This window comes from Mesorhizobium sp. B3-1-8 (genome assembly GCF_006439495.1).
Taxonomy (GTDB): Bacteria; Pseudomonadota; Alphaproteobacteria; order Rhizobiales; family Rhizobiaceae; genus Mesorhizobium.
The window spans coordinates 1-19,493 of sequence record NZ_VFTK01000016.1; the positions used below are offsets into that span (position 1 = coordinate 1).

The 19,493-nt window shown below is 64.3% G+C and carries 16 protein-coding genes; 4 read left to right on the top strand and 12 right to left on the bottom strand.

The features are described from left to right. Nucleotides 1-208 precede the first annotated feature (208 nt). Together FJ424_RS16220 and FJ424_RS16225 are read left to right on the top strand one after the other, a co-directional pair. Nucleotides 209-1,345: a VWA domain-containing protein gene (locus FJ424_RS16220; RefSeq protein WP_140656862.1), complete on the top strand. Its 1,137-nt coding sequence runs from the start codon at nucleotides 209-211 to the stop codon at nucleotides 1,343-1,345. Further along, complete coding sequence (locus FJ424_RS16225) at nucleotides 1,345-2,232, top strand: amidohydrolase (protein WP_181182111.1); 888 nt, start codon at nucleotides 1,345-1,347, stop codon at nucleotides 2,230-2,232. Before FJ424_RS16220 ends, FJ424_RS16225 begins: the two co-directional genes overlap by 1 nt. A gap of 52 nt (nucleotides 2,233-2,284) precedes the next feature. On the opposite strand, the gene FJ424_RS16230 is transcribed toward FJ424_RS16225, so the two are convergent. The 12 genes from FJ424_RS16230 to FJ424_RS16285 all read right to left on the bottom strand — a co-directional run bounded on the left by FJ424_RS16230 (nucleotide 2,285) and on the right by FJ424_RS16285 (nucleotide 16,879). Beyond that, nucleotides 2,285-3,550, bottom strand: a complete 1,266-nt coding sequence (locus tag FJ424_RS16230; protein ID WP_140656858.1) for an ABC transporter substrate-binding protein — start codon at nucleotides 3,548-3,550, stop codon at nucleotides 2,285-2,287. A gap of 23 nt (nucleotides 3,551-3,573) precedes the next feature. Beyond that, a complete protein-coding gene (locus FJ424_RS16235; protein ID WP_140656856.1) occupies nucleotides 3,574-4,404 on the bottom strand; it encodes a carbohydrate ABC transporter permease in 831 nt (276 codons plus the stop codon). Continuing rightward, nucleotides 4,401-5,324 carry a sugar ABC transporter permease gene (locus FJ424_RS16240; RefSeq protein WP_140656854.1) on the bottom strand — a complete coding sequence of 308 codons (924 nt, stop codon included), beginning with the start codon at nucleotides 5,322-5,324 and terminating at the stop codon, nucleotides 4,401-4,403. The genes FJ424_RS16235 and FJ424_RS16240 overlap by 4 nt, the downstream gene beginning before the upstream one ends. Beyond that, the gene (locus FJ424_RS16245; RefSeq protein WP_140656851.1) at nucleotides 5,317-6,474 is read right to left on the bottom strand and encodes an ABC transporter ATP-binding protein; all 1,158 of its coding nucleotides are present in this window, start codon (nucleotides 6,472-6,474) and stop codon (nucleotides 5,317-5,319) included. The genes FJ424_RS16240 and FJ424_RS16245 overlap by 8 nt, the downstream gene beginning before the upstream one ends. Then, nucleotides 6,474-7,307 (bottom strand): metallophosphoesterase, encoded by an 834-nt coding sequence (locus FJ424_RS16250; RefSeq protein WP_140656849.1) that lies wholly within the window; start codon nucleotides 7,305-7,307, stop codon nucleotides 6,474-6,476. The genes FJ424_RS16245 and FJ424_RS16250 overlap by 1 nt, the downstream gene beginning before the upstream one ends. Nucleotides 7,308-7,515: 208 nt before the next feature. After that, complete coding sequence (locus FJ424_RS16255; protein ID WP_140656847.1) at nucleotides 7,516-7,923, bottom strand: carboxymuconolactone decarboxylase family protein; 408 nt, start codon at nucleotides 7,921-7,923, stop codon at nucleotides 7,516-7,518. Nucleotides 7,924-8,304: 381 nt separating this feature from the next. Continuing rightward, complete coding sequence (locus FJ424_RS16260) at nucleotides 8,305-9,801, bottom strand: sugar ABC transporter ATP-binding protein (RefSeq protein ID WP_140640022.1); 1,497 nt, start codon at nucleotides 9,799-9,801, stop codon at nucleotides 8,305-8,307. Further along, nucleotides 9,801-10,856: a hypothetical protein gene (locus FJ424_RS16265; protein WP_140640024.1), complete on the bottom strand. Its 1,056-nt coding sequence runs from the start codon at nucleotides 10,854-10,856 to the stop codon at nucleotides 9,801-9,803. Before FJ424_RS16265 ends, FJ424_RS16260 begins: the two co-directional genes overlap by 1 nt. Then, nucleotides 10,853-12,976: an SMP-30/gluconolactonase/LRE family protein gene (locus FJ424_RS16270; protein ID WP_140656845.1), complete on the bottom strand. Its 2,124-nt coding sequence runs from the start codon at nucleotides 12,974-12,976 to the stop codon at nucleotides 10,853-10,855. Before FJ424_RS16270 ends, FJ424_RS16265 begins: the two co-directional genes overlap by 4 nt. A 78-nt stretch (nucleotides 12,977-13,054) precedes the next feature. Further along, entirely contained in the window at nucleotides 13,055-14,080 is a 1,026-nt protein-coding gene (locus FJ424_RS16275; RefSeq protein ID WP_140656843.1) for a sugar ABC transporter substrate-binding protein, read from the bottom strand. Nucleotides 14,081-14,169: 89 nt separating this feature from the next. Continuing rightward, nucleotides 14,170-15,156 (bottom strand): ABC transporter permease, encoded by a 987-nt coding sequence (locus tag FJ424_RS16280; protein ID WP_140656841.1) that lies wholly within the window; start codon nucleotides 15,154-15,156, stop codon nucleotides 14,170-14,172. A 280-nt stretch (nucleotides 15,157-15,436) separates the two neighbouring features. Next, entirely contained in the window at nucleotides 15,437-16,879 is a 1,443-nt protein-coding gene (locus tag FJ424_RS16285; RefSeq protein WP_140656872.1) for an MFS transporter, read from the bottom strand. A gap of 111 nt (nucleotides 16,880-16,990) precedes the next feature. Between FJ424_RS16285 and FJ424_RS16290 the strand changes: the two genes are divergently transcribed. Both FJ424_RS16290 and hutH read left to right on the top strand, forming a co-directional pair. Beyond that, complete coding sequence (locus tag FJ424_RS16290; RefSeq protein ID WP_140656839.1) at nucleotides 16,991-17,992, top strand: ornithine cyclodeaminase family protein; 1,002 nt, start codon at nucleotides 16,991-16,993, stop codon at nucleotides 17,990-17,992. Next, nucleotides 17,989-19,485, top strand: a complete 1,497-nt coding sequence (hutH, locus tag FJ424_RS16295) for a histidine ammonia-lyase (protein WP_140656837.1) — start codon at nucleotides 17,989-17,991, stop codon at nucleotides 19,483-19,485. Before FJ424_RS16290 ends, hutH begins: the two co-directional genes overlap by 4 nt. The last annotated feature ends 8 nt before the right edge of the window (nucleotides 19,486-19,493 follow it).

A 19,493-nucleotide genomic window follows, 5' to 3' on the forward strand; every position in this document is an offset into this window, starting at 1 on the left:
GCAATCGGCATTGCGCGCCTATCTCTCAGCGCTGGCGGGACAGCGCCCCCCTCTGTCCTGCCGGACATCTCCCCCACAAGGGGGGAGATCGGATGTCGCGCCGGCTTTCGCCAATCTTCAGCCTGGCAGAATTGAGCGGCGCGCCAACGCTGCTAATCTCCCCCCTCGTGGGGGAGATGTCCGGCAGGACAGAGGGGGGCGCGAAGGAATGATGCGTGGGGAAAGCTTGCCTCGTGCCGCTACGCCTTTTCTGGGCTTCGCCCGCCTGCTGCGCCGTCACGCCTTCGCCATCGCACCCGAACAGGTAACTAGCTTCATGCAGGCAGTCACCCTGCTCGGACCGCGCTCGATGAACGACATCCGCGAAGCAGCCCTTGCCACGCTGGCGCCCTCGCCCGACCGCCGCGGCGAATTCGACGCGCACTTTCGCGGCTACTTCTATGGCGACGCCAAGCCTTTGATCGAAGGCGAGGAGGACGACGAAACCCGCGTCAAGGACGATCGCGGCGCGCGGGAGGAAGAAAATCAGGTCACTCGCCAGGAAAAGGGCGGCGAACTGTCCTCAGCGCTCGAGCAGTTGAGCGCACGCGACTTCCAGCGCCATCCCGATGACCTTGGCTCATTCCGCCGCAAGCTTGCTGGTGCCCTGCCCGTGCGCCGTTCCTTTCGCACCGCGCGCACCCGCTCGCGCGGCACGCTCGATCTCCGCCGCTCGCTCAGCGAAATCGTCAGCGCCGACGGCGACATCCCCGCGCCGCAGCTGCGCCGTCGCCAGACCGTATCGCGAAAACTGCTCCTGCTCATCGATGTGTCAGGCTCGATGAAGCAGCACACCGCCGACTACCTCAAGCTGGCCCACGCGGCCGTGCAAGGCGTGGACCGCGCCGAAGTCTTCACCTTCGGCACGCGCCTCACCCGCATCACCTCGGCGCTGCGCATTCGTGACCGCGAGCAAGCGCTTGCCCGCGCCGCGGCGCTCGTCGACGATTGGGACGGCGGCACCCGCATGGGGCCGACATTGCTTGCCTTCCTGTCGGTGCCGCGCTTTTCCGCCTTCGCGCGCGGCGCCTGCGTCGTCATCCTGTCCGATGGCCTGGAACGCGGCGACCATTCCGACCTCGAAACCGCGATGCGCCGCTTCAGCGCCCGCGCTTTCCGGCTGTCGCTGGCGACGCCGCTCGCCGGCGATCCGCGCTTTCGCCCGGCGACGGCGGCACTCCGCGCCATCCTGCCGATGCTCGACGATCTGGTCGACGGCTCGTCGGTGGGAAGCCAGACCGATTTCATCCTGTCGCTCGCCCGTCCTGCGCCTGCGGCTTCAGCCATCTGGAAAAGTGTATCGTGATGCAGAAAGCCATCGACGCCCATTTCCACATCTGGCGCCAAAAGGACCAGCCCTGGCTGGTCGGCCCCATGGTGCCGCGCATCTTCGGCCCCTACGAGCCGATCCGCCGCGACTATCCGATCACGGAGTTCCTCGAAGACCAGAAAGGCTCGGGCGTCGAGAAAGCCGTCTATGTCCAGACCAACTGGGCCAAGGAGGATTTCGAAAAAGAGGTCGCCTTCCTGCAGAAGACCGCCGACGAAACCGGCTGGCCGCATGCCATCGTCGGCTACGCCGACATGACCGTGGACGATGTCCGACCGCAGATCGACCGGCTGATGAAATACAAGCTGCTTCGCGGCGTTCGCATGCAGCTCCACTGGCACGAGACGCCGGCCTTCCGCTTCGCGGCCTCGGCCGATCAGGTGATCGATCCCAAGGTGCGCGCCAACGTGGCGCGGCTGAAGGACTACGGCCTCTCCTTCGACCTGCAGCTTTTCCCCGCCCAGATGAAAGATGGTCTGACGCTTGTCGGCGAGAACCCCGAAACCGATTTCATCCTCACCCATGCCGGCATGCTGACCGATATGGCGCCCGAAACGACAGAAGCCTGGAAGGCCGGCTTGCGCACGCTATCGGCCGCGCCCAATTTCTACGCCAAGCTTTCCGGCCTCGGCACCTTCGTGCACCGCAACGATCCGGATCTGATCGCTTACATCGTCGAAAACGCGATCGAAATCCTTGGGGCTGACCATCTGATGTTCGGCTCGAACTTCCCGATCGAAAAGCTGTGGACCAGCCATGCCGAGCTGATCAAGGCGCACCGCGCTGCGGTTGCCGGGTACGGCGCCAAGGCCGAGGCGGACATCTTCTGGAACACGGCGGAGAAGGTTTACCGGCCGGTATAGCGCTCCACAAGCCGCCGCGCCGGGTAGGCGCGACGGCTTGCGGAGCAAGCAGTTATTGCGTCGGCAACATGCCTTCGACGTCGCTCGCGGCGTCGGCAAGCGCTTCCTTCGGCGTCGCCGACTGGTCGACGATGCGGGACAGATTGTCGACGATGGTCTGCGTCACCTTGACTCCGTTGGTGCCGGGGAAGGCGTACCACGGAACCATCACAGGCATCTGGCTGAGGCCGGCCTGGAACAGCGGGTTCTTCTTGTAGAAATCGCCGAGATAATCAGGTGATTTCGCGGCGAGTTCGTTGTTGGGGACATAGCCGGTGCCGGGCACCACCACCGACGCGCCGTACGGGCCGGCGGCGAACTTGGCGAACTTCCAGGCGGCTTCCTGCTTCGCGGTGTCCTTGGTCAGGATGACAACCGCATTGCCGCCGGTCGGCAAACGGCCGTTGACCGGATCGATCAGCGGGATCTTGGCCGTGCGCAGCGTGAACTTGTCGCCGACATTCTTGATCGTGTTGACCAGCGCGCCTGTGGTCTGGAATTCGAAGCCGACCTTGCCGGCCGCGAAAGCCTGCTCGCCCGCCGGCTTGGTGAAGACCGGCATGCCGCCTTCCTTCACCATCCGCTCGATAAGCTCGACAGCCTTCTCGCCTTCTGGACTGTTGAAAGCGACCTTGCTCTCGTCGCCGTTCAGCATCTTGCCCCCGGCGCCAAACAGCAGCGCCGAGAACATCCAATCATCGCCCTGCCAGCGGAAGTCGATGCCGTCGACACCGTTGCCGAGCGCCTTGATCTTGCCGCCAAGCGCGATCACCTCGTCCCAGGTCTTGGGCGGATTGTCCGGATCGCCACCGGCCGCCTTAACCAGGTCGGCGTTGTAATACATGATCGGATTGGAGGTGGCGAAGGCCAGCCCGATCTGCTTGCCGTTCACCTGCGCGAGCTTCAGTATGGTGTCGGAGAAGCCTTGCTCGGCCATGTTGCCGTCCTTCTTCACCAGCGGCCCGAGGTCGACGGCGACGTCGCGCTCGTTGAGCATGCGCAGGCGATTGAGGCCGATGAAGGTGATGTCGGGCATCTCGTCGGTGCCGGCCTGACGAAGAATGGTCTGGATGCCTTCCTCATAGGTCGCGGACGGGCTGGCGAACTGGATCTTGATGTCGGGATTCTCTTCCATGAACTTCTTCGAGATCGTGTCCATCACGTTCTTGAAGAAACCGGGCATCGGATAGTGGACCGTCAGTGTCGTGTCGGCATAGGCCGGAAGGGCCGATGCCAGCGACACCGCCGCCATGGCAATAATCCTGGAGAAATGCTTCATTGCTCGTGCTCCTTGTTGGCCGGTCAGCCTTTGAGACCGGTCATGGTGATGCCTTCGACGAAGCGCTTCTGCGCGAGCAGGAAGGCGACGACGAGAGGAAGGGTGATGATCAGCGTCGCGGCCATCAGGGCACCGTAGTCGTCGCCCGCTTCCGCGGCGCGGAAATACATCAGGCCGAGCGGCGGCGTGGCGTAGGCCTGCTTGCTGATGACGATCAGCGGCCAGTAGAGATCGTTCCAGTGCGCGACGACGGAAAAGATCGCGAAGGCGGTGACGGCCGGCCAGGCGTTGGGCACGATGACGCGTGCGACGATGCCGAGCTCCGACATGCCGTCGAGCCGCGCCGCGTGGATGAGGTCGTCGGGCATCGCGCGGAAGAATTGCAGGAACATGAAGATCGCGAACACCGAGATCGTGAACGGAGCGACCAGCGCGGTGTAGCTGTTGAGCAGCGACATGCGGTCGAACGCGACATAGAGCGGCAGAGCGGTCGCATGGATGGGAACCAGAAGGCCGAGCATGACCAGCACCATCATCATGCGCGCCGCGCGAAATTTCAGCTTGGCCATCGCGTAGGCGCAAGGGATCGCGACCGCGACCTGGAAGAAGAAGATCAGTCCGCACACGACGATGCCGTTCCACAGCAGCGTTGCCATTGGCACCCTCTCCAGCGCCTTGGCGAAATTCTCAGCGAAGAAGGGATGCTGCGGAATCAGCGAAAGCGCCGCGGTGAAGATGTCGCTCTGCGTCTTGCCGGCGGTCGAGATCATGAAGATGTAGGGCGCCAGAATCATCAGCGCTCCGAGCGAAAGCAGCGTGAAGCGGACGATGCGGCCGACCGGGATGCTGGTCATGTGTAGTGCACCCGCCGGTCGAGGACGCGATACTGCAGGAACATCAAAACGACGAGGATCGCCAGGAAAACCACCGTCATCGCCGACGCATAGCCGACGCGCATATAGACGAAGCCCTCCTGGTAGATGGTGAAGAGGAGCACTTCGGACGCCTTGTTCGGGCCTCCGTCAGTCAGCATCTTCACGGTCTCGAAAACCTTAACCGCATTGGTGATGCTGATGGTGACGACGAACAGCGTCGTTGGCCCGAGCATCGGCCAGGTGACCAGGAAGAACCGGTCGAGCGCCGATTTCGCGCCGTCGACTTCAGCCGCTGCATAGAGCTCGCGCGGGATCGCCGTCAGGCCGGCCAGGAACAGCACCATGTTGAAGCCGACCGACTGCCAGACGCCGATGATCGACAGGCTGTAGAGGACGGTGTTCGAGGCGCCGAGCCAGTTTGGGCCGGGAATGCCGACAAGCGAAAGCAGCGCGTTGAGCGGCCCGATAGTCGGATGGAAGATATACTGCCAGACGGTTGCCATCGCGACGATCAGCGAGGCCACGGGCAGGAAGTAGACGGTGCGGAAGAAAGCCCGCGCGCGCAATTCGCCTTCGATCAGAAGCGCGACACCCAAGCCGAGCGCGATCGAGACCGGGGCGACCATCGCCGTGTAGAGAGTGGTGTTCCACAGCGATTTTCGGAAGGTGCGGTCGCTGAACAGATGCGCGTAGTTCTCGAAGCCCACGATACGGAATTTGCCGTAGCCGAGCTCGAAATCGGTGAAGCCCAGAAAGACGACGGCAACCACCGGCAACAGCACGAACAGGAAGAGCAGCACGATCGCCGGCAGCGCCAGCAGCCAGGCGGTCCGGTCCTCGCTGCGCGCACGCAGTACCGCGGCGCTCAGGACATTGCCCGCCAGCGCGACGCTAGACATAGGCCGGCTCCTGCCGCGCGCCCGCCACTTCCGCGATGCGCAGCCGGCGTCCCTCAGTCCCGAAGACCATCGCCTGCTCAGGAGCCAGAAGGATGCCCACCGGCATTCCGCCGATCAGGTCCTTCGCCTCCTGCGGCGCCAGCTTGGCGATGACGCTGTCGCCGGAGATGTCGAGCCGGCAATGGGCAATGACTTCCGAGCCAAGGAATTCCAGCCGCTCAATCCGCCCGGCAACGCCGCTCCGCCCGCTGGGGGACAGTTTGACGAATTCCGGGCGAATGCCGAGGCTGATCGGGCCGTTCGCCACCTTCTCCAGCAAAGCCAGCCGCATGCCTTCGAAGTCGACACGACCGTTTTCGGCGATCGCCTGCAGGATGTTGATCCTCGGCTGGCCGACGAACCGCGCGACCTCGATATGGGTGGGGTCGTTGTAGATCGTCTCAGGCGTGGCGAGCTGAAGCAGATGGCCGCCGATCATGACGGCGACGCGATCGGCCATCGACAGCGCCTCGGCCTGGTCATGCGTCACATAGAGCGTTGGCACACCGGCGCGCCGGTGCAATTCCACGATCTCGCCACGCGCATGGACGCGCAGATTGGCATCCAGGTTGGAAAGCGGTTCGTCCATGAGGAAGATGCTGGGATGGCGCACCATCGCGCGCGCCAGCGCCACGCGCTGCCTCTGCCCGCCAGACATCTGTCCGGGCTTGCGGTCGAGCAAATGGTCGATCTTCAGCAAGGCGGCCATCTCGCGCACATCGCGCGCGATGCCGGCGCGTATCTCCCCCTGGCCCGGTAGCCAAGCGCCGATCAGCGGCAGGCGCTGCGTGAGGCTCAGCCGCTTCATGGCAAGCGGGACGGCGATGTTCTGGCCAGCCGTCAGATGCGGGTAGAGCGCGTAGGACTGGAACACCATGGCGATGTTCCGGTTGGCCGCGGCAATGTTCGACATGTCCTTGCCACCGACCATTATCTCACCGGCATCGGCATGGTCGAGTCCCGCGAGAATACGCAGCAAGGTGCTTTTCCCGCACCCCGACGGGCCGACCAGGGCGATGAATTCGCCGGGTTCCGCATCGAGGCTGACGCCATTCAGTACGGCGTTGCCGGCAAAGGCCTTGCTCAGGCCACGCAGCGACAGCACGCCCATCACCCAGCCTTCCTGCGGACCTTGTGGGCCTCGTGCGGATAGACTTCCTCGACCACGTCATCGAGAACATGAAGGGTCATGCCGGGAACGGCGACGATCTCGCTCGCGACCGCGTCATCAAAATGATGCATGACGGCGCCGATCAGTTGTTCGCCCGGCATCTTGCGTTCCATGGTGTCGACGATGAAGGCGGCGGACGGCCCCCATACCAGGGAGGTGCCGGCGTATTTGCCCTTCCACGCCCAGTGCAGGTGGCCGCTCGCATGCAGGGCCACGTCGTGGGCGGCGATCAGATCGTAGAGACGCCTGCGCTGGGTCGGCCGGATGCTCCAATAGCCGGTATCGCCTTCGTCCGGATCGTCGACAAAAAGCGGCTTGTGGGCAAACATCGCGACGCGGCGGCCGCCACGGCTTTCCAGCGTTTTCCGCAGCCATTCTAACTGGGCTTCCTCCGCGGCATCGTTGAAGCCCATCACCTGGCTGTTTAGCCCAATGAGCCGCCAGTTTCCCGCATCCTCGGACCAGTAGTCAGGACCGGCCAGGCGGCGCCAGCGCTCCAGCCGTTCCGCATCGACCGGCTGCAGCGAATCCGGCAGATGGCCGACGTCGTGGTTGCCGGGCACCAGCAGCATGGGTCTCGATACCTCCCGCATCAGCCCCATGCAGAAGCTGATGTCGTCATCCTTGTCGGCTCCGTCGACGGTCAGATCGCCGGTGTGGATGACGAGATCGGCGCCGCTTTGCTCGATCCAGTCGGCCAGCGGCTCCCAATTGCCGTTGAAATGCGGCTTGGTCGGGCTGAAATGGGTATCGGTGATCTGAACGATTTTCATGACGGCTCCGCCGCGAAAGCCGTGCCGGAAACCAAGGGCGAACGACTGCGCGTGCGGCTTCCTTAGTGCCGTTACATGTCACTTCCTTAACAGCGCCGGGGCAAAGTTTGATTCAAGCACACAAGCCTGTGAAATGCGCGAACGGCCGCCGCCGGACGATATTTTTTTTGCTGGCAGCGACACGGGAACGCCGTGACGCTCCCCCGACTCACTTCACCTCGAACTGCGGGTCGACTGGAATCTGCAGGGATGTCACCAGATGGTTCGTCTGCCCTGCCAGGCCGATGATCGACACCAGCTCGCCATGTTGCGCGTCGGTCATGCCCTTGGCCCGCGCGGCGGCCGTGTGCGAGTGGATGCAGTAGGAACAGCCATTGGCGACTGAGACCGCGATGTAGATCATTTCCTTGGTCAGCGGATCGATGGCGCTGTCGGCGACCATCACCGCCTTCAACTGCTCCCACACTCGCTTCAGCGCCGCCGGATCGTTGGCCAGCCCACGCCAGAAATTGTTGACGAAGTCGGATTTCCGCGTCGCGCGGATATCATCGAACACGGCCTTCACCGCCGGGATTTTGTCGACCTCGGCATCGCTGAGCAGCTTTGTGGTGGCCATGGTGTGGTCCTTTCGTTTGAATCGCCGTCGAGGTCGTTAAATCAAGAGTTGCGCATAGACGGCTAAGCAGTTTGTCCGGCTAGTTTTTAGCGCGGGAAAGCACGCGACTGCGGAGATTGGCCGAAGCACCTCAGCGTCGTCATTCTAGGGCGGAGCAAGGAGCGAAGCGACGCGCGCAGACCCGAGGATCCATGCCATGACCTCGCACGAAGGGTGCAGCGGAGCAGAGTTCTGGACCGTAGCGACGCCTAAAAGTCACGGAATGGATCCTCGGGTCTGCGCTGCGTCGCTTCGCTCCTTGCTCCGCCCGTGGATGACGAAATGACGGACGCCTCGGCTAATCTCCCGTGGTGTGCGATCGTCGGCCATTCCCCTGCTACCCTAGTGCACCGCCGCATACATAATCTTCTCCTCCGTCGCCTCCGCCGGCGAGAACTCCTCGACGATGCGGCCCTGGCGGCAGACCAAGATGCGGTCGGAAAGGTTCATGATCTCCGGCAGGTAGGACGAGATGACGACGACGGCGAGCCCTTCGTCGGCCAGCCGATTGATGATCTGGTGGATCTCGGCGATGGCGCCGACATCGACGCCGCGGGTCGGCTCGTCGAAGATGACGATGCGCGGCTGCTGCACAAGCCCCTTGCCGATCACCACCTTCTGCTGGTTGCCGCCGGAAAGCTCGACCACGCGGGCATTGTCGTTGATCGCCTTGATGTTGAGCGTCTTGGTCCATTCGGCGGAAAGCTGCCGCATCTCCTGCTGGTTGATCACCCAGGCCTTTTCGCGGCCCGCTGCGAGCAGCCCGCCGAACAGGTTCTCGGCGATGCCCATCGTCTCGAAGATGCCTTCGCTCTTGCGGTCCTCGGTGACGTAGACGATGCCGTCGGCCACCGCCTCGCTCGGTACGAGATAGCGCACCGGCTTGTCGTCGAGCTCGATCGCGCCACCGCGCCGAAAATCGCGCTTGTAGATGCCCGACACGATCTTGAAGGTCTCGGTGCGGCCGGAGCCGATCAGCCCGAACACGCCGGTGATCTGGCCCTCGAAGATCGAGAAGGAATTGTTGCGCACGATGTTGCTCATCGAGATGTCCTGCACCGAGAGCACTTTCTTGCCCGCCTTGCGCAATTTCGTGTCGTCGCGCTGGCGGTAGATCTGCCCCGACAGCGAGCGCCCGACCATGGCGGCGACGATCCTGTCGCGGTCGAAGGCCGATGTCTCGTCGGTGATCACCAGTTCGCCGTCCCGCAGGATGGTGATGCGGTCGGCGATCATCAGCGCCTCTTCCAGCGCGTGGCTGATGAAGACGATCGACACGCCGCGCGCCTTCAGCCGGCGGATCAGCGCGAAGAAATGGCGCTTCTCCTCAGGCGTCAGCGTCGCCGTCGGCTCGTCGAAGATGATGATCTCGGCATTGTGGTGGACGGCGCGCGCGATCTCGACCATCTGCCGCTTGGCCGCGCCAAGCGTCGCCACCATCGCGTTCGGATCGACCTGAAAATTCAGCGACTGCAGGAATTGCTGCGCCGAGATGTAGGTGCCGCGCAGCCGGTTGAGGAATTTCTCGGTGCCGAGATAAAGGTTCTGCGCCACCGTCATCGACGGCACCAGGCTGGTCTCCTGGAACACCATGGCAATGCCGGCTTCCAGCGCGGCATGCGGCGAGGCGTAAGCCGTCTCGACGCCCTTGTGGAACATCTTGCCGGAGGTGGCATCGACGACGCCGGCGATGATCTTGGTCAGCGTCGACTTGCCGGCGCCGTTCTCGCCGAGCAGCGCGTGGATCTCGCCTTTCCTCAGATCGAAGCTGACATTCTTCACTGCCGGCACGCCGCGATAAGTTTTGGTGACGTCTTCGAGACGGACGATCGGTTCCATCAGAAACCTCCCGAAGCGAGGGCGACGGCAAGCACGCAATCGCCGCCTTTCGAGGCGATGAACAGGCGGCCGTCCTGTTCCGCAACGCTGCATATGCCGTGGCGCGTGCCATTGGCGCGGCTGTGCAGGCTGAATTGCGGCTGCAGGGTCCGGTCGAGCTTCACGACGAGCCCGTAGGAGCGGCTGGGCGACCACGGCTTGTGGATGCCCATGGTGCGGATGCTGCCGCATTGCAGCGGCTCGAGAAAACTGCGGTTGGAGGCCAGCGCCGGCGCGATCCAGTAGGCCGGCGGCACCTGGTCGATCATGTCCTGGCGATAATGCGTTTCCTGCAGCACGAATTCGATCAGCCGGTTGCGCGGCGCAAACAGGGTCAGCCACGCTCCGCCGTCGCCAGATGGCGACAGGCGAGCGGGATAGCCGGGCAGATGCGTCAATACGGTCGAACGGTTTCCGGTCGCGCCATCGAAGCGGATGAGCTGATGACGCCAGCTCTCGCTCACCAGCACATCGCTGCCGACGGGATGGAGCCCATAGGGAAAAGCGAGATCACCAGCCATTTTGCGGAAGTCACCGCCGGCTGGGTCTCGCTTCCAGAGCGAGCCGGACACGCCCTTCTTCATCAGGTCGGCGGCCCATTGCGACGGCGCATGCTCGGCCGAGCCGTTGGCCAACCAGAGCGTGCCATCCTTGGCATAGGCAAGCGCGGTGATGCAGCGCACGCCAGCCGGCAGTGAAACATCCTTGCCGCCAATCAGCAGTTTGCCACTTTCGAGCGCCACCGTCAGGTCGCCTGACGGCGACTGCGCCAGTGCGGTGATGGGGGACGGAAAGGTCTCGACAATCTCGGCCTCGGCTCCGCCGGCAAGCGAATGGACGGCGTTGCCGCTGGATGCGAGTAGCCGCTCGTCGGCAATCACCAGATTGTCCGGTTCGATCAGCCCGGCGAAGGCCGGCGCGTCGTCCAGCCGCGTGTTCGGGCGGAAGGCGCCGTCGAGCGGCGGTATGGTGACCGCCTTGCCGCGGAAGACATCCAGGATCGGATCGAGGATCATGGCTTGCCTCCCCAATAGGAAGCGGGGCTCGTCCAGTTCGGATCCGCGCCGGCGATCTTGTAGCGCCCGATGCGATTGTTGAGGATGCCGCCGACGAACAGATAACCCTTGTGCTCGCGCATCGAGGTCACCATCGGATGCGCGTTGCCGGAAAGATCGCCGAGCGTCTCGACGATGCCGCCCTTCTCGTTGAACTTCACCACCCCGCCGGTGTTGATGTTGGGGAACAGCCACTCGTCCTGCGGCAGGCGCCGCGTCATGCGCTTGCGCATATCAGGGTGGCGCAGCGACAGGTCGAAGCTCGGGGTGCGCATGCCGAGCCAGGCCATCCAGTAATTGCCGTCGGAGGCCCGGTTGATGTTGTCGGCGTAGCCCGGCATGTCGCGGATGACGCATTCGGCGGTACCGGCCTTCGGCCCTTCCAGCCAGTAGCGGTGCACGCGGCAGGCCCAGCTTTCGGCGAAGAACAGAGACTTGCCGTCATGCGCCATGCACACGCCGTTGGTGTAGCGATAGCCGTCGAGCAGCGTCTTGGTCGAACCGTCCTTCGGGTCGTAGACCAGAAGGCGGCCCGTGGCGCGGTTCTCGATCGAGTCCAAGGCCCAATCGTGGGCGTCATAGCGCTTGGTGGAATCGGTGAAATAGATACGGCCGTCCGGCGCGATATCGCAATCGTTGGGATCGCGCAGCCGCGCATCGTCGACGATCGAGGTCCAGGAGCGCGTCGTCTCGGCCGACAGGCGCTTCACATCCCGCTCCGGCGAGACCGAATAGAGCCCCATGGCGCCGACGCAGCTGATCAGATTGCCTTCCTTGTCGAAGGCCAGGCCCAGCGGGAAGCCGCCGATATGGGCAAACACTTCCGACTTCACATAGTCAGGCGCGAAGAAGCGGACGATCTCGCCATGGCGCGTGCCGCAATAGAGATGGTCGTCGCGGTCGAGGATCACGTCCTCCGGCCCTTCCAGTTCGCCGAGCCCGATATGGTCCGCGGCAGAGAGCCGGTTGTCGAGTTCGTAGGACGTGCCGGAACCAGGCGCGGCTGATTGCGTCTCACCCATCTTGAGGTAGACTGGCGCGACATAGACCTCGTTCAGCACCTTGTGGCGGTTCTTCAGCCAGCGGATGTCGATGGTGACGGCGACCGCGAGCAGGATGCCGAGCACCATCTGGTTGGTGCCGGTGCCGTAACCCAGCCGGATCAGACCGTTGGTCATGGTAAGCACGATGATGGCGCCCATCAGGCCCTTGACCACAGAGCCGCGTCCGCCGCCCAGGCTGACGCCGCCGACCACCGCTGCCGTCAGCGCCATGATCTCGAGATTGAGGCCGGTGCCCGGCCCCGCCCCGCTCAACCGGCAGGCGATGAGGAAGCCGCCGATCGAGGCGCAGAAGCCGGAGAAAACATAGGTCATGAACACGGTGCGGCGCACCCGGATGCCGGCATTATGCGCCGAGCGCCGGGAGCCGCCGACCGCCAGCACATGCCAGCCGGGGCGCGATCGCGTCAGCGCGATATGCGTGACGATGGCCAGGACGATTGCCAGCCAGACCGAGACCGACAGACCCCAGAACGTGCCGTCGCCGATGAAGTCGAGCACATCGGAGCTCGCCTGGGAAAGCTGCACGTCGGCGGCATATGTGGTGACGAGGATGTCGAACAGCGCCCGCCCGAAAATGAAGGTGACCAGCGTGGTGAGGAAGGCGCGCAGCCTGAGATAGCCGACCAGGTAGCCATTGATGGCGCCGAAGACGAGCCCCGTGCAAAGTGCCGCGGCCAATGCGAGCCAGATCGACTGTTCGAGAATGAAGAAGACGTAGACGGCCGAGAAGCAGGACAGCGCGAAGATCGAGCCGACCGAAAGATCGATGCCGCCGCCCAGCATCACCACGGTCATGCCGATCACCACAAGCGAGAACTCGCCCAGCTGGCGGGTCGATTCCTGCAGCGAGGTGAGCTTGAAGAAGCCCGGAATGACCGAGCCGAACACGCTGAGCGTCGCCACCAGCGCCAGGAAAGGTATGGCGTTGTCGGTCCAGCGTTTGGTCAGGATCTCGCCGACCAGATGGTCGGGCACGAGATTGTAGCGCCAGGCCTGGAGGCGTTCACGAAAATTCATCGGCTGCTGCTGTCATCAATGGGAAAGAGGTGGCCGGAACGATCCGGCCACCCCGTGGATGCGTTCTGGCTGCGCTGCTTATTTCGCCGCCGCTTCGGCCTGCAGCGCCTTCAGGTCCCAGCAGCTGTCGGGCTTGAGGTCCGCCTTGGTCGTCGCTTTCTCCAGCGTGTAGATATAGGTGTGCGAGGTGCCCGCCGGCTGCCCGCTCTGCAGCAGGAATTTTATGATGGCGTTCATGTCGCCCGACTGGCGGGCAAGATCGGTCATCACCACGGCGCCATAGGTGCCGTCCACGAGCTTGTCGCAATCGGCCGCCTTCTCGCCGCCGCCGGTGGTGACCAGGAACACCTTGCCGTCGAGCTTGGCGTCGCGGATCGCGGCCGAGGCGCCGGTGGCGTCGCCATCCCAGAAGTCGATGATCGAGCAGATGTCCGGGTGCTGCTGCAGCATCGTCGTCGTCACGTTGCGTGAGGTGGTCGCGTCCCAGTTCGAGTCGGGCTTTGCCACCACCTGGAAGTCGGGATGCTTCTCGAGCACCTTCATGATGCCGGCATACTGGTAGAGGCTGGAGGAGTTTGCCTGGTCGCCCTGCACCAGCCCGATTTTCTTGGAGGAATTCTCGCCGCAGCCCTTGATCGCCGCTTCGGCCTCGAGCTGGCCGAGCTTGTCCCAGTCGCTGCCGACGAAGGCGTCGGCCGGGAAGTTGGCCGGATTGTCGACCAGCAGCACATAGGTGCCGGCGGCCTGCGCCTTCTTCATCAGCTTCGAATAGGAGTTGAGGTCGGGCGCATGGATGATGAGCACGTCAGGCCGCGTGTCCGAAGCGATAGCGTCGGTGATCGCCTGCGCGCCGGCATCCACGACCCAGTTCGGGTCACGGGTCTCGAAGGTGCCGCCCCAGGCCTCGACTTCCTTCTTCAGATAGTGCGCCCAGCCCTGCGCCAGGTCGAAGCCCATCGCCAGCGGCACCAGCATGACACGTTTGCCGTTGAGCGACTTGGCATAGGCGGCCGGACCCGGATCGTCGGCGGCGAAGCTCGGCGCCACGAAGGCGGTAACGGCGAGCGCCGTGGCGGCGGCCATCAATGTTCTGAGTAGTTTCATGTCACATCCTCTGGTTCGGTTTTCATTGCCGGCCGATCGTCGCGATCGCTCCGGGTACCCCGAGAGCAAGATGGGCTAGCCCATCTGCTCTAAATGTCGCCTTGTTGCGCCGTCTGTTCGTCGCGCGGATTGATGATGCCGTCGACGATGATGGCCCCTAACAGGATCGCCGCCTTGATCAGGTTCTGGTAGAGCAGCGGAATGTCGATGATGGTCATGGCGTTGAGCAGGATGCCGATCAGCGCCGCTCCCACCAGCACGTTGCGCACCCCGCCCCTGCCGCCCGAAAGGCCGATGCCGCCGATCACCGCAACCAGCACGATGTCGTAGAGCAGCGTCGAATTGACGATGCGGGTGTTGATCGAATGCAGGCTGGCCGCCGTCAGCAGGCCGGCGATCAGGGCCACGAAAGCCGACAGCACATAGCGCAGCACCAGCATGGGCCGCACCGGGACGCCGATGTTGCGGGCGGCGACCGGATTGTCGCCGGCGAAATAGATGAAGCGGCCCCATTTGGTGTAGCGCAGGAACAGGAAGACCAGGAAGGCCAGCCCGGCGAAGACGAACACCTCGACCGGAATATCGAGGAAGCGGATGCCGCCGAGCAGCTCGACCCAGTGCCCCCCGGGCACCGGCACGGCATCCTGGGTGATCAGTTGCGAGCGCACATAGCCGAACACGAAGGAGCCGGTGGCCAAAGTGACGAATATAGCCGGGACGTCGGCATAGGCGACGAGAAAGCCGTTGAGCAGGCCGATGGCGAGCACGCCCGCTAGCACATAGACGAAGGCGAGCCCCTCCGAGGTGCCGGTGTTGAGCAATTGCAGGTACCAGGCGACCGACATCGCCATGATCGCCACCGCCGACAGGTCGATGCCGCGGCCGATGATGACGACCGCCATGCCGAGTGCCAGAATGCCAAGCACAGAGACCGAGCGAACGATGGCCACCAGATTGTCGGCTGTCAGGAATCCCGGCAGGCCCAGCGCAGCGGCGGCGAACAGCAGGATGGCGATGGCAAAGACGATGCCTTCTTGATTAAGGCGCCTCCAGTTCGGCCAGCCGATCGCATTCATCGCCTATGTCTTTCGCCCCGATGGCAAGGCCGTGTCGGCTCCCATCCCGCCCGAAAGCTAATCGGCTCAACAGTGGCTCGTCAAATGAATCCGCGTTCAAGACCCGTGCCTCTGCAACTATTTTCCAAGTGGACGCATCGATTGCCGAAACTGGCGCAATAGCCGGAAACTCCTGCGCTTTTGGCTATCCGTTGCCCCGATCGCCCGGTCGGCGGAAGAGCCCGTTCGACGGCGGCGGAGCCGACGCAATTTAAGTCCGAAAAATGCGACCGGCGCGACCTCAATTGTTCGTCGAATGGCCAGAAACCTCAGCCCCGGCATTGGCCGGCAGGACCAGGAAGCGCATCGCCGCGGCGAGACCGAGCAGGCCAATCGCGACAAAGGTGATTCTGAAGTCGGCTAGGTCGGGCACGGCTTCGCCCCTGACGATCTGCGACAGATTGAGGATCGCCGCCGCGATCGCCACGCCGAACAGCATCGCTATCTGCTGCAGCATGCTGGAGAGCGTCGCGGCTGAACTTCGCTGCGGCGCGCCGATATCGGCGAAGGCAAGCGTGTTCAAAGCGGTGAATTGCATCGAGCGCGTGAGACCAGCAACCAGCATCAGCGCGACGGTCAGCGCCAGCGGCGTCTGCGGCGAGATCGCGCCGCAAGCCATGATCGCCAGCGATGCGATCGCTCCGTTCACCACCATCACGGTGCGGAAGCCGAAGCGCCTCAGCGTCGGTGTGGTCACGGTCTTCATGCCGAGATTGCCGAGGAAATAGGCCAGCACCAACAGGCCGGCATCGACTGGACGCAACCCGAAGCCGATCTGGAACAGCAGCGGCAGCAGGAAAGGCGTGGCGTTGATCGCGACACGGAAGACCGTACCCGCGGCAAGCGTCGAGATCGCGAAGGTCAGTATCTTGAAGGCCGAAAGGTCGAGCAGCGGATGCCGGGCCTGCAAGAGGTGGCGAACGGCGAACCAGCCGATCACTATGCCAATGCCGATGGAGCCTATCGTCGGCAGCAAGCCGTCCTCGGGATGCGCCAGGCGCTCAAGCCCGTAAAGCATCACCGCAAGGCCGAGCGAGGTGAGGAAAAAGCCCGGCCAATCGAATGGCTTCGCCTCGGATACGCGATCGCCCGGCACGAACCGGGCGACCAGCGCAAGTCCGGCCAACCCCAGCGGCGCGTTGATGAAGAAGTTCCAATGCCAGGAGAGATAGGTGGTGATGAAGCCGCCGAGCACCGGACCGACCACCGGCGCGAACAGGGCGGGCCAGGTGATCAGCGCCGTGGCGTTGAGCAACTCCGACTTTTCGGCGTTGCGCAGCACCAGGATACGACCCACCGGCGTCATCAGCGCGCTGCCAAGGCCCTGCACGATGCGGGCCGCGACGAACTCCGTCAGGCTCCGCGAAAAGCCACAGGCGATCGAGGCCAGCGTGAACAGCGCGATCGCCACGAGGAAGATGTTGCGCGCGCCGAACCGGTCGGCAAGCCACGCCGACAGCGGCACGAACACCGCCATGGTCAGCATATAGGCAGTGATACCGATGCTCATCGCCACCGCCGGCACGCCGAAGGACTGCCCCATCTGCGGCAGCGAGGTCGAGATAATCGTCGAATCCAGCAGTTGCATGAAGAAGGCGACCGCCACGATCAGCGCGACGCGCCGCGACTGCCTTGCGGAATCCATCGGCCGGGACACGTCTTCGTTGTCGGGGATGCTGGTCATGACGCGCTGGTTGAACAGCATAAGCATGGTCCAGTCCAGAGCTTATCCAACAAACTTCCGTGTCGCCGTTTCGCCTGTTATGGATGAGCCCGGGGTGGCCGAGGAAAACGCATGAAGCCCATCTATATCGACTACCTCAATGCTCTCGACATCGAAGCGCTTGCCATGACCGACGCCGAGATCATCGGCGCCGTGGAAGCCGGGCTCGTCGCGCAGGGCAACGGCCGGACTGTGATCGAGCCGCGCGTCCATCTCGAGCCCGACCCGTCCTTCCACGGCCACTTCAACGTGCTGCGCGGCTATGTGGCGCCGCTCGACGCCGCCGGCGTGAAGATCGTCGGCGACTATGTCGACAACTACAAGCACGGCCTGCCGTCGGAATTCGGCATCCTCAACCTTTTCGATCCGCGCACCGGCGCGCCACGCGCCATCCTCGACGCCACCGTCATCACCGACATGCGCACCGGCGCCGTCACCGCCATCGGCGCCAGGCACCTGGCGAAGAAGTCGTCCAAGGTGCTCGGCCATATCGGCGCGCGCGGCACCGCCTATTGGAATGTGCGCCTGCTCGACCATCTCTTCGACTTCGACGAGATCCGCGTCCATTCGCGCCGGCCGGAAAGCCGCGACGCCTTCGCCGCGAAGCTGGCCGCCGACCTCGGCAAGCCGGTCCTGGCCGTGGCAGACTGGAAAAGCTGCGTCGAAGGCGCGGATATCGTGGTCGAGGCCTCGCGGCTGCCGGAGCCGCAGCCGCTGCTCAAGACCGAATGGATCAAGCGGGGCGCGCTGGTCGTGCCCTACGGCACGATGAGCGCCGTCGAACTGTCGCTCACCGACACCATGCAAAAGATCGTCGTCGACGACTGGGGGCAGTGCAAGGGCGGCAAGTTCGGCTCGCTGCGCGCCCATGTCGAGACGGGACGGCTGAGCGAGGCGACGCTCCACGCCGAACTGGGCCAGATCGCGGCCGGCCTGAAGCCGGGCCGGCAAAGCGATGGCGAGACGATCCTGTTCTGGCATCGCGGCCTCTCGCTCTCCGACATTGCGCTCGGCAAGGCCATGCTCGCCAAGGCCGGCGAAAACGGCATCGGCCAGCGGCTGCGCTTCGCATGAGCCCGCTCGTTCTCACCGGCGCCGGCGTCAGCATCGAGGATGTGGTTGCCGCCGCGCGCAATGCCTGCAAGGTCGAGGTCACGCCTGCCGTCCTCGAAAAGCTCGCCAAGGCACGCCAGGTCCTCGATGCCGCCGCGGCCGGCGGCCAGCAGATCTACGGGTTGAACAGAGGTCTCGGCGCCAATCTCGTCACCGCGGTCGAAGGCGACGCGAGCGCCTTCCAGCGCCAGTTGATCGAAGGCCGCAGCGCCGCCGTCGGCGAGGCCCTGCCCGTGCCGGCGGTGCGGGCGGCGATGTTCGCCCGCCTTGCGATGCTCGCTTCCGGCGGTTCGGGTCTGTCGCCGCGCGTGTTCACGGCGCTGGTCGAGGCGCTCAATGCCGGCGTGCATCCGGTGATGCCATCGCTTGGCTCGATCGGCGCCGGCGACCTCCTGCTGATGACGGCGATCGCCAGGGTGCTGATCGGCGAAGGCGAAGCGGAATACCAGGGCCGCCGCATGCCTGCCGCCAAGGCGCTGATGATGGCGCGGCTTGCGCCCGTCACGTTCTCGCCGAAGGACGGCCTCTCCCTGATCAACGCTTCGGCGGTTTCCGCCGGCACCGGGGCGCTGGCGCTGACCGATGCGCTGTCGGCGCTCGAACAGCAACAGCAGGCCGGCGCGCTGACGATGGAAGGTATTGGCGCCAACCGCACCATCCTCGATCCGCGCCAGCACCAGGCACGTCCTGGCGCCTGCCAGCAGCTTGCGGCGAAGGCGCTGCGCGACCTGCTGGCGCGCGATGAAGCGCCGGCGCCGACCACGATCCAGGATCCGCTGTCGATCCGCTGCATGCCCTCGATCCATGGCGCGCTGATCCAGGCGATCGACCATGCGCGGCTGGCGGTCGAGATCGAGCTCAACGCCGCCGCCGACAATCCGCTGGTGCTTGCCGAGGATGCGCTGGTCATGTCGACCGGCAACTTCCACACCGCGTCGCTGGCGCTCGCCTTCGAGACGCTTGGCCTGGCGATCGCGCAATGCGCGGCGGCGTCAGCCGCGCGCTTCATCCAGCTCACCGGCTCAACCCGCCACGGCCTGCCGAAATACCTCTCGCCGATCGGCGGCGCCTCGGCGGGCTTCGTCCCGCTGCAGAAAACGGTGACGGCTATCCTGGCCGCGATCCGTCATAAGGCCAATCCGGTGATGCTCGATTTCCTGCCGGTGTCCGAAGGCGTCGAGGATCACGCGACGCAGACGCCGCTCGCTGTCGCCAAATGCGCCGAGATGACCGTGCTGTGGCGGCGGTTGATTGCCTTCGAGCTGATGGCGGCGGCGCAGGCCGTCGATTTGCGCGAGGGCATAACGCTCGCGCCGGCCACGGGCGCAATCCACGCGGCCATACGTTCGCATGTGGCCACGCTCAAGGAAGACAGGCCGCTCGGCATTGATTCCGAGGCGCTCTATGCCGTCCTCGCCAGCGGAATCTGGCGAGGTTTACCAGCTGCGGGCTGAAGCTCGCG

Excerpts from the sequence above, each read along its gene's own strand:
- FJ424_RS16235 (WP_140656856.1), bottom strand. The coding sequence starts at position 4,404 with ATGACCAGCATCCCGGTCGGCCGCATCGTCCGCTTCACGCTGCTTTCG.
- hutH (WP_140656837.1), top strand. The coding sequence starts at position 17,989 with ATGAGCCCGCTCGTTCTCACCGGCGCCGGCGTCAGCATCGAGGATGTG.
- FJ424_RS16230 (WP_140656858.1), bottom strand. The coding sequence starts at position 3,550 with ATGAAGCATTTCTCCAGGATTATTGCCATGGCGGCGGTGTCGCTGGCA.
- FJ424_RS16240 (WP_140656854.1), bottom strand. The coding sequence starts at position 5,324 with ATGTCTAGCGTCGCGCTGGCGGGCAATGTCCTGAGCGCCGCGGTACTG.
- FJ424_RS16260 (WP_140640022.1), bottom strand. The coding sequence starts at position 9,801 with ATGGAACCGATCGTCCGTCTCGAAGACGTCACCAAAACTTATCGCGGC.
- FJ424_RS16285 (WP_140656872.1), bottom strand. The coding sequence starts at position 16,879 with ATGACCAGCATCCCCGACAACGAAGACGTGTCCCGGCCGATGGATTCC.
- FJ424_RS16220 (WP_140656862.1), top strand. The coding sequence starts at position 209 with ATGATGCGTGGGGAAAGCTTGCCTCGTGCCGCTACGCCTTTTCTGGGC.
- FJ424_RS16225 (WP_181182111.1), top strand. The coding sequence starts at position 1,345 with ATGCAGAAAGCCATCGACGCCCATTTCCACATCTGGCGCCAAAAGGAC.
- FJ424_RS16270 (WP_140656845.1), bottom strand. The coding sequence starts at position 12,976 with ATGAATTTTCGTGAACGCCTCCAGGCCTGGCGCTACAATCTCGTGCCC.
- FJ424_RS16250 (WP_140656849.1), bottom strand. The coding sequence starts at position 7,307 with ATGAAAATCGTTCAGATCACCGATACCCATTTCAGCCCGACCAAGCCG.
- FJ424_RS16265 (WP_140640024.1), bottom strand. The coding sequence starts at position 10,856 with ATGATCCTCGATCCGATCCTGGATGTCTTCCGCGGCAAGGCGGTCACC.
- FJ424_RS16290 (WP_140656839.1), top strand. The coding sequence starts at position 16,991 with ATGAAGCCCATCTATATCGACTACCTCAATGCTCTCGACATCGAAGCG.
- FJ424_RS16245 (WP_140656851.1), bottom strand. The coding sequence starts at position 6,474 with ATGGGCGTGCTGTCGCTGCGTGGCCTGAGCAAGGCCTTTGCCGGCAAC.
- FJ424_RS16280 (WP_140656841.1), bottom strand. The coding sequence starts at position 15,156 with ATGAATGCGATCGGCTGGCCGAACTGGAGGCGCCTTAATCAAGAAGGC.
- FJ424_RS16275 (WP_140656843.1), bottom strand. The coding sequence starts at position 14,080 with ATGAAACTACTCAGAACATTGATGGCCGCCGCCACGGCGCTCGCCGTT.
- FJ424_RS16255 (WP_140656847.1), bottom strand. The coding sequence starts at position 7,923 with ATGGCCACCACAAAGCTGCTCAGCGATGCCGAGGTCGACAAAATCCCG.